The 12,828-nt window shown below is 61.0% G+C and carries 12 protein-coding genes; 4 read left to right on the top strand and 8 right to left on the bottom strand.

The genetic code is table 11. The features are described from left to right. The first annotated feature begins 30 nt into the window (after window positions 1-30). Window positions 31-885 carry a sulfurtransferase gene (locus AC3ITA_RS27265; RefSeq protein ID WP_489278883.1) on the top strand — a complete coding sequence of 285 codons (855 nt, stop codon included), beginning with the start codon at window positions 31-33 and terminating at the stop codon, window positions 883-885. A 44-nt stretch (window positions 886-929) separates the two neighbouring features. Here the strand turns inward: AC3ITA_RS27265 and AC3ITA_RS27260 are convergent, their stop codons facing one another. From AC3ITA_RS27260 to AC3ITA_RS27225, 8 genes are all read right to left on the bottom strand, one after another. Continuing rightward, window positions 930-1,769, bottom strand: a complete 840-nt coding sequence (locus AC3ITA_RS27260) for a helix-turn-helix transcriptional regulator (RefSeq protein WP_489278881.1) — start codon at window positions 1,767-1,769, stop codon at window positions 930-932. Window positions 1,770-1,772: 3 nt separating this feature from the next. Beyond that, a complete protein-coding gene (locus AC3ITA_RS27255) occupies window positions 1,773-2,768 on the bottom strand; it encodes a hydrolase (RefSeq protein WP_414929596.1) in 996 nt (331 codons plus the stop codon). 97 nt (window positions 2,769-2,865) lie between these two features. Beyond that, the gene (locus AC3ITA_RS27250) at window positions 2,866-3,234 is read right to left on the bottom strand and encodes a hypothetical protein (RefSeq protein WP_489278879.1); all 369 of its coding nucleotides are present in this window, start codon (window positions 3,232-3,234) and stop codon (window positions 2,866-2,868) included. Next, window positions 3,203-4,312, bottom strand: coding sequence for a M16 family metallopeptidase (locus AC3ITA_RS27245; protein WP_489278878.1), 1,110 nt, complete (start codon window positions 4,310-4,312; stop codon window positions 3,203-3,205). Before AC3ITA_RS27245 ends, AC3ITA_RS27250 begins: the two co-directional genes overlap by 32 nt. Then, a complete protein-coding gene (locus AC3ITA_RS27240) occupies window positions 4,305-5,651 on the bottom strand; it encodes a M16 family metallopeptidase (protein WP_489278876.1) in 1,347 nt (448 codons plus the stop codon). The genes AC3ITA_RS27245 and AC3ITA_RS27240 overlap by 8 nt, the downstream gene beginning before the upstream one ends. Window positions 5,652-5,776: 125 nt before the next feature. Further along, window positions 5,777-6,373 (bottom strand): 16S rRNA (guanine(966)-N(2))-methyltransferase RsmD, encoded by a 597-nt coding sequence (rsmD, locus tag AC3ITA_RS27235; RefSeq protein WP_150672086.1) that lies wholly within the window; start codon window positions 6,371-6,373, stop codon window positions 5,777-5,779. Beyond that, on the bottom strand, window positions 6,373-7,863 hold the full coding sequence (locus tag AC3ITA_RS27230) for a M16 family metallopeptidase (protein ID WP_489278875.1): 1,491 nt from the start codon (window positions 7,861-7,863) through the stop codon (window positions 6,373-6,375). The genes rsmD and AC3ITA_RS27230 overlap by 1 nt, the downstream gene beginning before the upstream one ends. Further along, entirely contained in the window at window positions 7,856-9,211 is a 1,356-nt protein-coding gene (locus tag AC3ITA_RS27225; RefSeq protein ID WP_489278873.1) for a M16 family metallopeptidase, read from the bottom strand. The genes AC3ITA_RS27230 and AC3ITA_RS27225 overlap by 8 nt, the downstream gene beginning before the upstream one ends. Window positions 9,212-9,555: 344 nt before the next feature. Here AC3ITA_RS27225 and ftsY point away from each other — a divergent pair, with 344 nt between their 5' ends. Genes ftsY through ftsX form a run of 3 tightly spaced genes read left to right on the top strand, consistent with a single transcriptional unit; the run spans window position 9,556 to window position 12,745 of the window. Continuing rightward, entirely contained in the window at window positions 9,556-11,058 is a 1,503-nt protein-coding gene (gene ftsY / locus AC3ITA_RS27220; RefSeq protein ID WP_489278872.1) for a signal recognition particle-docking protein FtsY, read from the top strand. Next, window positions 11,055-11,726: a cell division ATP-binding protein FtsE gene (gene ftsE, locus AC3ITA_RS27215; protein ID WP_007975383.1), complete on the top strand. Its 672-nt coding sequence runs from the start codon at window positions 11,055-11,057 to the stop codon at window positions 11,724-11,726. The genes ftsY and ftsE overlap by 4 nt, the downstream gene beginning before the upstream one ends. Next, window positions 11,723-12,745, top strand: coding sequence for a permease-like cell division protein FtsX (gene ftsX / locus AC3ITA_RS27210; protein WP_095945295.1), 1,023 nt, complete (start codon window positions 11,723-11,725; stop codon window positions 12,743-12,745). The genes ftsE and ftsX overlap by 4 nt, the downstream gene beginning before the upstream one ends. Window positions 12,746-12,828 lie beyond the last annotated feature (83 nt).

The raw sequence follows: 12,828 nt of genomic DNA, 5'->3' as shown, positions 1-12,828 counted from the left end.
TCAAGACCGACTTAAGCACAGGAGCCCGCTATGCCCATTGCGCAATTGATCAGCCCGCAAGCACTGGACCTGAAAAAGGACCAGCCGGGGCTGGTGATTCTGGATTGTCGTTTTGCCCTCGAAGACCCGGATTACGGTCAGCGCAGCTATGCCGAAGGGCATATCGCCGGTTCGAGCTATGCCGACCTCGAGCGTGACCTGAGTGGAGCCGTGGTCAAGGGCGTGACCGGGCGTCATCCGTTGCCCGAGCCGGCGCAACTGATCGAGCGCCTGCGAGCCTGGGGCATCAACGCCGATAGCGAAGTGGTTTTGTATGACGACGGTCCGGGGGCCTATGCGGCGCGGGCCTGGTGGTTGCTGGCGTGGTTGGGCAAACGCGACGGTGTTTTCATCCTCGATGGCGGCCTCAAGGCCTGGCACGCGGCCGGTTTGCCGCTGAGCCTGGATGCGCCGGCGATCGCCCGTGGCTCCTTCACCGGTAGTCCTGACATGGCGTTGCTGATCAGTGCCGAGCGGCTGCAAAAGCGCCTTGCGCGGCCGGAACTGACCCTGCTCGATGCTCGCGCATTGCCGCGTTTCAAGGGTGAAGTGGAACCGATCGATCCGATTGCCGGGCACATCCCTGGCGCCCAGTGTGCGGCGTTTACCGAGAACCTTGGCAGTGACGGGCGCTTCCTGCCGGCTGATCAGCTCAAGCAGCGTTTCGCCGCGAAACTGGGCGATCGTTCGCCGAATGATCTGGTGGCGTACTGCGGCTCCGGCGTGACGGCGTGCCACAACCTGTTTGCGTTGTGTCTTGCCGGTTATCCGTTGGGTTCATTGTATGCCGGGTCATGGAGCGAGTGGATCAACGAGCCTGCGCGGGGCATCGCCACCGGCGAGTAAACACCACTAATACCTGTGGGATGGATGGTGTTTTTGAGATCTCGTTAAGCCTCAAGTCCCCGTTTTGCACTGCGATACGCCCCCGGTCCAACCCCATACACCTGCTTGAACTGCCGGCTCAGATGGCTCTGGTCGGCAAACCCCAGTTGCATCGCGACTTCCAGCGGCAGACAACCACTTTGCAGCAACGCCCGCGCCCGGGCGATACGCTGTTGCATCAGCCAGGTGTGCGGCGGCATGCCGGTGACCCGGCGGAACACCCGGGCGAAATGGAATGGCGAGAGATTGACCGTCGCCGCCAGTGCCTCCAGTGAAGGTGGTGCTGCCAGTTGCACGAGCAGCAACTCCTTGGCCAGGCTCACGGCCCTGTGCTCCTTGCCGGGTTTACCGGCATCGGGCACCGCCGCATGACGCTGCAACAGTGACAGCACCAGTTCGCGCCAGATCGTTTGTTGCTGCAAAGCGGTGGCGGGGCTCTCCAGTAAACGGTGAAGCTGGCAGAAACCGTTCACCAGATCCTGATCGCGATACAGCGTGGCACCGAAGGTCGGCAAGTGACGGGTTGGCAACTCGAGTTCGGCCAGCAGCGAAGTTATCTGCCCGCTGTCCGGATAAAACGCCCGATACAGCCAGCCATCCTCGGTGCCTTTGTGGCCGGTGTGCAATTCATCGGGGTTGATCAGCACCAGCGTGCCGCTGCCTGCCAGGTGTTCGGCGCCGCGATAGCGATAACGCTGGGCGCCGGCCATGATCATGCCGATCACATAGCCGTCATGCACATGGGGGGCAAAACGATGGTCGATGTAGCGGGCGGACAACAACTCGACCCCAGCCAGCGGCGGAGTTTGCCAGAAGTGGATCGACTCGCCTTGGTCAGCGTCCATGATTCAAGCGCACCCTATGGCGGCCAGCCACTCGGGGATGCGCCGTTCCAGGTAGTAACCCGGTTGCTTGAGCGAGCCATCGACGAAACCGACATGCCCGCCCTTGGCTTGCAGTTCGAATTGCGTGCAAGCGGACAGTTCATCGACGTGCGGCAGGCTGTGGGGAAACACGAAGGGGTCGTCGGCGGCCTGAATCATCAAGGTCGGCGTACGAATTTCGCCAAGGAAATAGCGGCTGGAGGCGCGGCGATAATAATCCTCGGCGTCGGCGAAACCGTGCAGTGGCGCGGTGACGCGTCCATCGAAGTCCCAGAACGTGCGCATGTTTTCCAGGGATCCGAGGGCCGCCAGGGCTGCCAGGCCGTCCTCGCGTCCGTCGTGCTGGAACTGTCGCTGTTTGTTCTTGATGTAGGCGACCATCTCGCGCATGAAATGCGCCTGGTAAACCTTGGAAAAGCCCTGGCCGATACGGTCGGCGCACTGGTCCAGGCGGAACGGTACCGACACCGCCACGGCGCCCGTCAAGTCGCTGTCGCTGCCGGTTTCGCCCAAATGCTTGAGCAGGACATTACCGCCAAGGGAGTAGCCCACCGCATACAGTGGCGCCAGAGGCCGTTTGGCCCGCAAGTGTCTGATGGTTTCGGCCAGGTCTTCGCTGGCGCCGGAATGGTAGCTGCGCGGCAACAGGTTGGGTTCGCCCGAACAGCCGCGCCAGTTCAGCGCGACGCTGGCCCAGCCACGGTCGCCCAGAGCTTTTTGCATGCCCGCCACGTAAGGCGAATTCGACGAACCGGTGAGCCCGTGCAGCACCAGCACCAACGGTGCATCGGCAATGTGCGGGCCGTGCCAGTCAAGGTCGAGAAAATCGCCGTCTTCAAGCCACAGGCGTTCGCGTTCACGGCCGATGTGCACGGTTTTACGCCACAGCGGCCCCCACAAGGTTTGCAAGTGCGGATTGCCGATGCCGAAGGCAGGGGTGAAGGACGGCGGTACGGCCAGTGCGGGGTGCGGTTGCACAGTCATTCTCGGTGGGAGTGTTCATGAGTCTGCCCGAAGACGCGGCGCGACAGTGCCACAACCGCGTCATCATGGTTGTCTAACTTGCCACAATCTCGCCAGGCACGCGACACATGGCATTGGTTGCGCTTTCGCCTGGAGCTGGCAGCGGTTGTTGATCGGTCTTCGGCCCCAGGATGACAGCGCGCCATTGGTCGGCGTGGTAATGCCGGTTGAGTGCTGTTTTGATTGATATCAGGTTCAGCTTCAAGGCTGCTTGCGTGGCAAAGTCGAGGTCCAGCGGCAGATTGTGAGCGCTGATGGCGTGCAACTGTCTCAGAATCTGCATATTGGTAGCGCTGTTCAAAGGCGCGCTACCGGCCAATCGCTGTTGGCTGTCCTCGAGTTCCTGTTGGGTAGGTCCTTGAGTGAGGAAGTCACTGAACATCGTCTTGATATGGGCCAGCACGGCATCGGCTCTGCTCCGGTCGGGTCTGCAATTTAATAGTCAGCAACCCTTGTGCCTGAAGGGCTGAGAGGTCGGCGTCAACGTGATAGGTCAGACCTCGGCGTTCACGCAGTTCATGGGTCAGTCGGTTGGTGAAAATCCGCATGGACATCTGTAGCCCGACGTAGTCCGGACTGTTTTGCAGGACGCTTGGCTGGGCAAGGCGCAGGTAAGCCTGGGTCGATGGTCGCTCAATGCGCAGCAGACCTGGAGCGGCTGGACTTGTCACTGGCTGGATCGCCGCAGTGGCCGGTCCCAGGGGCAAGGCCGCGGATATCTGCGCACCGATGCGTTGGGCTTCTTCCTCGGTGAGGTCGCCGACCAGTGTGATCTGGGCATTGCCCGCGGCATAAGCCTCGCGATGAAAGTCTTGCACCTGGGTGCGGGTGATGGCGGTCAGTCCGGCCCTGGTTCCGTAGAGGGACTGGGCATAACCGTGGTCGGGAAACAGCTGGCCGAGATTGGCTATTTGGGCTTGAGCTGCATGGGACTGCTCTTCATGGTCCAGAAAGTACTGCAGTTGGGATTTCACCGTAGGCAGGGACTCTTGCGGTAACAGCGGCTTGCCGAGTACCTGGGCAAACAGTTCCAGGGCTGGAGTGCGCCGTGATTCGTCACTCAGACTTCGCAGGGATATCCAGATCCGGTCCTGGCTGATGCCCATATCCATCCTTGCACCCAGATTATCGAAAGTCGCCTGTATGGCATTGACGTCTTTGCCAGCCACACCCTCATTCAAAAGGCTATAGGTGACAGCGGCCAGGCCGGGGTTATGCGGCGTGTGGGCGCTGCCGGCGGCAAAGCTCACAAGGGCATCGAACATCGGCAGGCCAGGGGTGCGGATGAACAGGATCTTCGTTCCGCTGAGCGTTTTGTAACCCTTGATCGACAGCGTGCGGTGGGTCGCCGGAGTCTGTGGTTCATTGAGCGATTGCAGCACTGGTTTCTGGGGCGCCGTGGTTGCAGTGGCAGGGGACTGTGCACTCGACAGCATGCCGACCAGGATCAATCCGTTGATGAGGCCTTTGAGCTTATCCATTGTTTTTCTCCGGCAGGATTTTCGCGGTACTCAGGCGCTCGCGCGTCAGGTAAGTCTTTGCGACCTGTTGAATATCCAGGGGTGTGACCGTGTTCAGCTCATCCGTATCCCGATCGGCCAGCCGCCAGTCGAGGCCGATGGTATCCAGCAGACCCAAGGTGTGGGCCTGCCCTTCCAGATCATCCTGGGCATAAACCGTGTTAGCGATCACAAGGTTTTTCGCGCGCTCCAGTTCTGCCGGTTCCGGCGCCTTGCTCTTCAATGATTCGATCACTTGCCACAGACGGACGAGGGCCTCGTCAGCGTCATTGAGCTTGTCCGGGTTGAGCTGTGTGGTGATGGTCAGCAACGAATCGCCGCGTTTGAAGGCGTCGTACTCTGAGTCGGCCTCGGTGAATATCGTGTCGCTCCGTTGCAGCTGCTGTTTGATCCGCGCGCTACTGGATCCGGCCAGTAACATATCGAGCAAGCGCAGGGCATGGGCGGTCCGACGATCCGGTGCCGTGGCCAGGCTGGGCGCGTTGAAGCTCATGATCAGGCGTGGGGATGCTATCGGTGCATGCAGGGTCAGTGACCGTTCACCGGCAGACGCCAGTTCGACGGGGGTAGGCGTCACAGGTGTCGCACGTTGCTCAAGGTGGCCGAAGTACTGCTGTGCCAGGGCCTTGATCCGCTCAGGTGCAACATCGCCAACGACCACCAGCGTCGCATTGTCCGGCGAATACCAGGCCTGATACCACTGCTGCAATTGCACGGTGTTCATGCGTTGCAGATCGTGCATCCAGCCAATCGTCGGGGTGCGGTAGCTGCTGGCCGGGTAGGCAATGCTGTTCAGTCTTTCGTGAACCGACGCGGTGATCTCATCATCAACGCGCATCCGACGCTCCTCCTGAATGACCTTGAGCTCCGGTGTGAAGTCCTGTTCATTCAGCTCGGCCGTACTCATCAGGTCGGCCAGTATTTCGAACGCGACGCCAGTGCGGCTGGAAGGCAGGGTCTGGTAAAAAACTGTGTAGTCAGCGCTGGTGGATGCGTTATGACTGGCGCCAAGCTTATCCAGTACCGTCATGAACTCTCCGGCGCAGGCCTTGCTGCTGCCTTTGTAGACCATATGTTCGAGGGCGTGGGACAGGCCCGACTGGCCGGGTGGTTCGTGGCTTGAGCCGGTCTTGATCCAGAGTTGGGCGGTGACGATGGGGGAGCGGTGGTCCTCGCGCACGACAACCTTGAGGCCGTTATCCAGTACGAAGTCTTGTGTCGCAGGGGGTGCCGCCGCGCTGGCCATGAGTGGCAGACAGGCGATAAAGGGCAGCATAAAAGTGCTGCTGGAGATGTTCATCCGTGTTCATCCTCAGTGGTTTGCAGTTAATTGCGCAAACCACTGTGGATGATCCGAAAGGACGTCAGGCGGTAACTATGTAGTGCACTGCACAACCGGTTTGGGGCAGTCGTCTCGCCGAAATGTCAGGCGCCGCGCTGCCACAACGAGTAATACACCCGCCCGGATTTCTGCTCCCGGTGCAAGCGCCAGTTCTCCGGCAGGCCCAGGGTCGAAGGTGCGGACTCGCTTTCGGTGTACACCCACGCGTCCTCGGCCAGCCATTGGCGCTCTTCAAGCAACTTGCACACGGCGGGTAGCAGGTTCTGGTTGAACGGCGGGTCGAGGAACACCAGGTCGTAGGCGGTGGCGGTCTGGGTTTCCAGGTAGCGCAGGGCGTCGGCGGTCTGGACCTGGCCGGTGGTGCAGCGCAGCGTGCCCAGGTGTTCCTTCAGGCTGGACACCGCGATGCTGCTGGCGTCCAGCGCCTGGCCCATGGCCGCGCCGCGGGACAGGGCTTCGAGGAACAGCGCGCCACTGCCGGTGAACGGGTCGAGCACTTTGGCGCCCGGCACGTACGGCGCGAGCCAGTTGAACAGGGTTTCACGCACGCGGTCCGGCGTCGGGCGCAGGCCCGGGGCGTCAGGGAAGCTCAGCTTCCGGCTGCGCCATTCGCCACCGATGATGCGCAGCTGGTTCACGCCGTTATGGACGTTTTTGGCGGGTTTTTTAGGGTGGGCCATTAATGCTCCGGAACCCCGAGCGGCTGCTCGGAAGGTTTATCAGTAGGGGCCGGTAACGGCTTTTGCGGCACGGTCGGGCCAGCGCTGACGATGACCATCTTGTCCGTGCTCAGGTGTTTGTTCATGGCGGCTTTGACCTGCTCGACGGTCAAGGCCTGGGATTGTTGCATGAAGTCTTCCAGGTGGCTCAACGGCAAGTTGTAAAAACCGATGGCGCCCAGTTGGCCGACGATATCGGCGTTGCTGGCGGTGGACAGCGGGAAGCTGCCGGCCAGTTCGCGCTTGGCATCGTCGAGCTCTTTTTCGGTCGGGCCGGTTTTAAGGTAGTCGGCCAGCACATCCTGCACCAGTTTCAGGGTGCCCTCGCTCATCTCGGCGCGGGTTTGCAGGTTGATCATGAACGGGCCGCGCACCTGCATCGGGGTGAAACCCGAATACACGCCGTACGTCAGGCCACGCTTCTCGCGCACTTCGCTCATCAAGCGGGTGCCGAAGCCGCCGCCACCGAGAATTTGGTTACCCATGGACAACGCCGCGTAGTCCGGGTCGTCGCGGTCGATGCCCAGTTGCGCGAGCATCAGGTTAGTCTGCTTGGACGGGAACTCGATATGGCCGACGCTGGCCTTGGGCTCGACGGGTTGCGCGATTTTCGCCAAGGCCGGACCTTTGGGCAGGGCGCCGGATACCTGGGCGGCAATCGCCTCGGCTTCCGCGCGGGACAGGTCGCCGACCAGCGCGATCACTACGTTACCGGCGGCGTAGGCTTTCTCGTGGAAAGCACGCAGTTGTACCTGGGTGATCGCCGGTACGGTTTTCGCCGTGCCGTCGCTGGCGTGTGCGTATGGGTGATCACCGTACAAACGGTTCATCAGTTCCAGGCTCGCCAGTTTGCCCGGGTTCTGTTTCTGGTATTCGAAACCGGCGAGCATCTGGTTCTTGATGCGGGCCAGCGAATCGGCAGGGAAAGTCGGCTTGCCGATGACTTCGGCGAACAGCTTCAGGGCCGGCTCGCGCTTGTCCTTGGCACTCAGGCTGCGCAGCGTAGCGATTGCCATGTCCTTATAAGCGCCATTGCCGAAATCGGCGCCCAGGCCTTCGAAGCCTTGGGCAATGGCGCCGACGTCTTTGCCGGCCACGCCTTCGTTGAGCATGGCGTTGGTCAACACCGCCACGCCCGGTGCATTGCCGTCCTGGCTGCTGCCGGCAGCGAAGATCAGGCGCATGTCGAACATCGGCAGCTCATGGGCTTCGACGAACAGCACCTTGGTGCCTTCGGCGGTGTTCCAGGTCTGCACGTCCAGCTTGCGGTGTTCCGGTGCCTTGCCGTTGAGCTCGGTCAGCGATTGCAGTTTCTGGCTGGCCTTGGCCTTGTCCAGGGCTTCGCTGGCATTGGTTTGGCCTGGGCGTGACAAATAAAACGCGACGGAACCGATAACAGCGACGGCGACCAGGCCGATCAGGGCCAGGCGGGAGGGTTTACGCTCACTCATGAGTCGTCTCCAGAGGCAGTACATGGGCGACGCTGAGACGTTCGCGGGTGAAATACAGCTTGGCGGCTTTCTGGATATCTTGCGGCGTGACGCTTTCCAGATCGGCCAGTTCGGTGTCCATCAGTTTCCATGACAGGCCGACGGTTTCCAGTTGGCCGATGGCCGTGGCCTGACTGGTGATCGAGTCGCGCTCGAAGACCAGGCCGGCGATGACTTGTGCGCGTACGCGTTCCAGTTCTTCAGCGGTTGGCGCCGTGGTTTTCAGCTGGTCGAGCAGCTTCCACAAACCGGCTTGCGCCTGGGCGATGGTCTTGTGTTTCTGCGAGTTTGGCGATGCCGACAGGGTGAAGAGGCTGTCGCCACGGGTGTAGGCGTCGTAACTCGACGAGCCGCCGGACACCAGTTCTTCGCCACGCTCCAGTTGCGTCGGGATCCGTCCGCTGTAGCCGCCGTCGAGCAATGCCGAAATCAGGCGCAGGGCATTGACCAGGCGCTTGTCTTCGGCGGTGGCGATGCTCGGCACGTTGAAGGCCAGCATCAGGCTAGGCAGCTGGGTCTGCACGTGCAGGGTGATCTGGCGCTCGCCCGGCTCGGCCAGTTCCAGCGGCTTTTTCGCGGCGGGCACTTCACGTTTGGCGATCGGGCCGAAATAGCGTTGGGCCAGGGTTTTGACTTCGTCCGGGGTGACATCGCCAACCACCACCAGCGTGGCGTTGTTGGGCACGTACCAGGTTTCGTACCAGTGGCGCAGTTCTTCGACTTTCATCCGCTCAAGGTCGGCCATCCAGCCGATGGTCGGCGTGTGGTAACCGCTGGCCGGGTAAGCCATGGCCTTGAAGCGCTCGTAGGCCTTGGCCATAGGCTTGTCGTCGGTACGCAGGCGACGTTCTTCCTTGATGACCTCGATTTCCTTGGCGAACTCGTCCGGCGGCAGGCGCAGGCTGGCCATGCGGTCGGCTTCCAGTTCGAAGGCCACACCCAGGCGATCCTGGGCCAGTACCTGGTAGTACGCGGTGAAATCATCGCTGGTGAAGGCGTTCTCTTCGGCGCCGAGGTCGCGCAGGATCAGCGAGGCTTCACCGGGACCGACCTTCTCGCTGCCCTTGAACATCATGTGTTCCAGGGCGTGGGACAGGCCGGTATTGCCCGGCGTCTCGTAGCTGGAACCGACCTTGTACCAGACCTGGGAAACCACAACAGGCGCTCGGTGGTCTTCACGCACGACCACCTTCAGACCGTTGTCGAGGGTGAATTCGTGGGTGGGTTGCGGGTCGGCAGCCAGGGCCGAAAGGGGCAGGCAAACTGTGCTGAGCAGCAGGCCAGCGGCGCGGCGGGCAAGAGCATTCATTCGTTTTCAAACCTTTGGGGCTGCCCGCTTGGTCTTAGCCTAGGCGGGCGAGGAGGTGCTAGGATACTGATCCGTTTTACTGGCGGCCACGCCTATCAGGCCTTTGATTGGCCTGCGGGTTGTATGGGTTACCGGCAGAAACTTTGAGTTTGTCAGCTAAACTCTGCGTTTTCGCCGACGATGCCGTTCCAGTCCTTCGTATTAGTCGAGCTTTGAGGTGCCATTGAACACCTCGACAAAATGTTGCGCGTGAACAAGCTGGGTGAAACACAGTCTGTTCTGCATCGAATATTTATTTGCCGGGGCGCCATTGGCGCGTCGCTACCGTGAGATAGCCGTCCTCCATGTTTGGTTCCAACGACGACAAGAAGACCCCAGCTGCGGCTGGCGAGAAGAAAAGCCTGTTCGGATGGCTGCGCAAAAAGCCGCAGGAACCCGTCGTCGAACAGCCACAAGCCATTCCTGAACCAGCGCCAACGCCGGTCCCGGTAATAGAAGAAGCGCCCGCGCCGGTTGTTCTGCCGGTTGCCGAGCCGGTACTGCAGTCGCAGGCTGAAACTGTTGTTGAGCCTGTCAGCGAAGTTATCGAAGCGCCGCTGACCCCGACTGCCGAGCCATGGCTGGCCTTGCCCGTGGCTGAGGAGCCGGTGGCATTGGTCGAAAATGACCTGGCCCCTCACGTGACACCACCGATTCCGGCTCCGGCAGCGTTTACGTCTGCACCGGCTCACGCGTCTGTAGTCGAACCGTTTGTTGAGCCAATCGTCGTGGCCGAGCCTGTGCCCGTTGTCAGCCAGCCAGAGGTTCCGGTATTCGTTGCTCCGATTGCTCAAGCACCTGCGCCCGCTCCGACTCCCGAACCGATCGCAGCGCCCGTCGAAACCCCGGTAGAACCCGTGCGCACCGAAGAAACCAAAGCCGGTTTCTTCGCTCGCCTCAAGCAGGGTCTGTCCAAGACCAGCGCCAGTATCGGCGAAGGCATGGCCAGCCTGTTCCTGGGCAAAAAGGTCATTGATGACGAGCTGCTCGAAGACCTCGAAACCCGCTTGCTGACCGCCGACGTTGGTGTCGAAGCCACCTCGGTGATCATTCAGCGTTTGACGCAGAAGGTTGCGCGCAAGGAGTTGGCTGACGCCGATGCCCTGTACAAATCCCTGCAAGCCGAGCTGGCCGCGATGCTCAAACCTGTCGAGCAGCCGCTGAAAATCACCTCGCAGAGCAAACCGTTCGTGATTCTGGTCGTCGGCGTCAACGGTGCCGGCAAGACTACTACCATCGGCAAGCTGGCGAAGAAACTGCAACTGGAAGGCAAGAAAGTCATGCTCGCCGCCGGCGATACCTTCCGCGCCGCGGCGGTGGAGCAATTGCAGGTCTGGGGTGAGCGCAACAAGATCCCGGTGATCGCGCAGCACACTGGCGCCGACTCGGCCTCGGTGATCTTTGATGCCGTGCAGGCCGCCAAGGCCCGTGGCATCGACGTGTTGATCGCCGACACGGCCGGCCGTCTGCACACCAAAGACAACCTGATGGAAGAACTGAAAAAAGTTCGCCGGGTGATCGGCAAGCTCGACGCTGACGCACCTCACGAAGTGCTGCTGGTACTTGACGCCGGCACCGGCCAGAACGCCATCAACCAGGCGAAGCAATTCAACCAGACCGTCGAATTGACCGGCCTGGCGCTGACCAAGCTCGACGGCACCGCCAAGGGTGGGGTGATTTTCGCCCTGGCCAAGCAATTCGGTCTGCCGATTCGCTACATTGGCGTCGGCGAAGGCATCGACGATTTGCGTACCTTTGAAGCAGAACCCTTTGTCCAGGCATTGTTTGCCGAGCGGGAGCGTTCATGATTCGTTTCGAACAGGTCGGTAAGCGCTACCCGAACGGTCACGTCGGCTTGCATGAGCTGAGCTTTCGAGTCCGTCGTGGCGAGTTCTTGTTTGTCACCGGCCATTCCGGCGCCGGTAAAAGCACCTTGTTGCGGCTGTTGCTGGCCATGGAACGCCCGACCAGCGGCAAGTTGCTGCTCGCCGGGCAAGACCTGAGCACCATCAGCAACGCGCAGATTCCTTTCTTGCGTCGGCAGATCGGCGTGGTGTTCCAGAATCACCAGTTGCTGTTCGATCGCACGGTGTTCAATAACGTCGCGTTGCCTTTGCAGATCCTGGGCCTGTCCAAGGCCGAGATCGCCAAGCGCGTGGACTCGGCACTGGAGCGCGTGGCGCTGTCGGATAAAACCGATCTGTACCCGGGCGACCTGTCCACCGGTCAGCAGCAGCGCGTCGGCATCGCACGCGCCATCGTTCACCGTCCGGCCTTGCTGCTGGCGGATGAGCCGACCGGTAATCTCGACCCGCGTCTGGCCGCCGAGATCATGGGTGTGTTCGAAGACATCAATCGCCTGGGTACCAGCGTGCTGATCGCCAGTCACGACCTGGCCCTGATCGCCCGCATGCGCCATCGCATGCTGACGCTGCAACGCGGTCGATTGATCGGTGACGGGGAGGCCGCGGTATGAGTGCAACACGTAGCCCCAAGGTTTCCGAGCGTGTGGCCCCGAAGGCCGCCGATCCGCAGCCGCAAAAGAAAAAACGCGACGATGACGACGGGCCGGACTTTGCCACGTTGTTCCGCGCCTGGATCGAAAGCCATCGCGCCAGCATGGTCGACAGCCTGCGCCGCCTGGGCAAGCAGCCCATCGGCAGTTTTTTCACCTGCATGGTGATGGCGGTGGCCCTGAGCTTGCCCATGGGACTGTCACTTTTGCTAAGTAACGTCGAGCGCCTGGGCGGCTCCTGGCAGCGCGCGGCGCAGATTTCCCTGTATCTGGATCTTGAGGCCAAGCCGGCCGAAGGCGAATCGCTGCGCGATCAGATCAAGGGCATGCCTGGTGTCGCCGAGGCTGAATACGTTGGCCGGGATCAGGCGCTGGAAGAGTTCCAGCAACAGTCCGGGCTGGGCGAGGCGCTCAAGGAATTGCCGGAGAACCCGCTGCCGGGCGTGGTGCTGGTAACGCCGACCGAAGTCGACAAGCCGGCCCTTGAAGCATTAAGACAAAAACTATCCGAGCTGCCGAAGGTACAACAGGCGCAACTTGATTTAGTCTGGGTTGAGCGTCTGGCAGCCATCCTCAAGCTGGGTGACCGTTTTGTCTTCGGTCTGACCGTGCTTCTGGTTTCTGCATTACTTTTGGTGATAGGCAATACCATTCGTCTTCATATTGAAAACCGCCGCACAGAGATAGAAGTGATTAAACTGGTCGGCGGCACTGACAGCTATGTACGCAGGCCCTTTCTGTATATGGGCGCGTTGTATGGCTTCGGTGCGGGGATTCTGTCCTGGGGGGTACTGGCGTTCGGCCTTGATTGGCTGAACGACGCGGTGGTGGGGCTGGCCGGTTTGTACGGCAGTGATTTTGCACTGGCTGGAGTGCCAGTTGCCGACGGTCTGTCTCTCTTGCTTGGCGCGGTGCTGTTGGGGTATATCGGTGCATGGATTGCAGTCGCACGCCACCTGAGGGAGCTTGCGCCTAAGTAGTATCATTTTGCTCGTATTGACCTTTCAGCGTTTTTGGGGTTTAGGGAACTTGTCTTTCGGTTTCCGGTCAATTTTCGCAGTGC

Source organism: Pseudomonas sp. GL_090, assembly GCF_057837765.1.
Note: the sequence above shows the minus strand (reverse complement) of the source record. Positions and strands in the feature narration are given on the sequence as shown.

Coding starts and splice junctions, on each gene's coding strand:
- AC3ITA_RS27225 (WP_489278873.1), bottom strand. CDS start 9,211: ATGAATGCTCTTGCCCGCCGCGCCGCTGGCCTGCTGCTCAGCACAGTT.
- rsmD (WP_150672086.1), bottom strand. CDS start 6,373: ATGGCCCACCCTAAAAAACCCGCCAAAAACGTCCATAACGGCGTGAAC.
- ftsX (WP_095945295.1), top strand. CDS start 11,723: ATGAGTGCAACACGTAGCCCCAAGGTTTCCGAGCGTGTGGCCCCGAAG.
- AC3ITA_RS27240 (WP_489278876.1), bottom strand. CDS start 5,651: ATGAACATCTCCAGCAGCACTTTTATGCTGCCCTTTATCGCCTGTCTG.
- AC3ITA_RS27245 (WP_489278878.1), bottom strand. CDS start 4,312: ATGGATAAGCTCAAAGGCCTCATCAACGGATTGATCCTGGTCGGCATG.
- AC3ITA_RS27230 (WP_489278875.1), bottom strand. CDS start 7,863: ATGAGTGAGCGTAAACCCTCCCGCCTGGCCCTGATCGGCCTGGTCGCC.
- AC3ITA_RS27265 (WP_489278883.1), top strand. CDS start 31: ATGCCCATTGCGCAATTGATCAGCCCGCAAGCACTGGACCTGAAAAAG.
- AC3ITA_RS27260 (WP_489278881.1), bottom strand. CDS start 1,769: ATGGACGCTGACCAAGGCGAGTCGATCCACTTCTGGCAAACTCCGCCG.
- ftsE (WP_007975383.1), top strand. CDS start 11,055: ATGATTCGTTTCGAACAGGTCGGTAAGCGCTACCCGAACGGTCACGTC.
- ftsY (WP_489278872.1), top strand. CDS start 9,556: ATGTTTGGTTCCAACGACGACAAGAAGACCCCAGCTGCGGCTGGCGAG.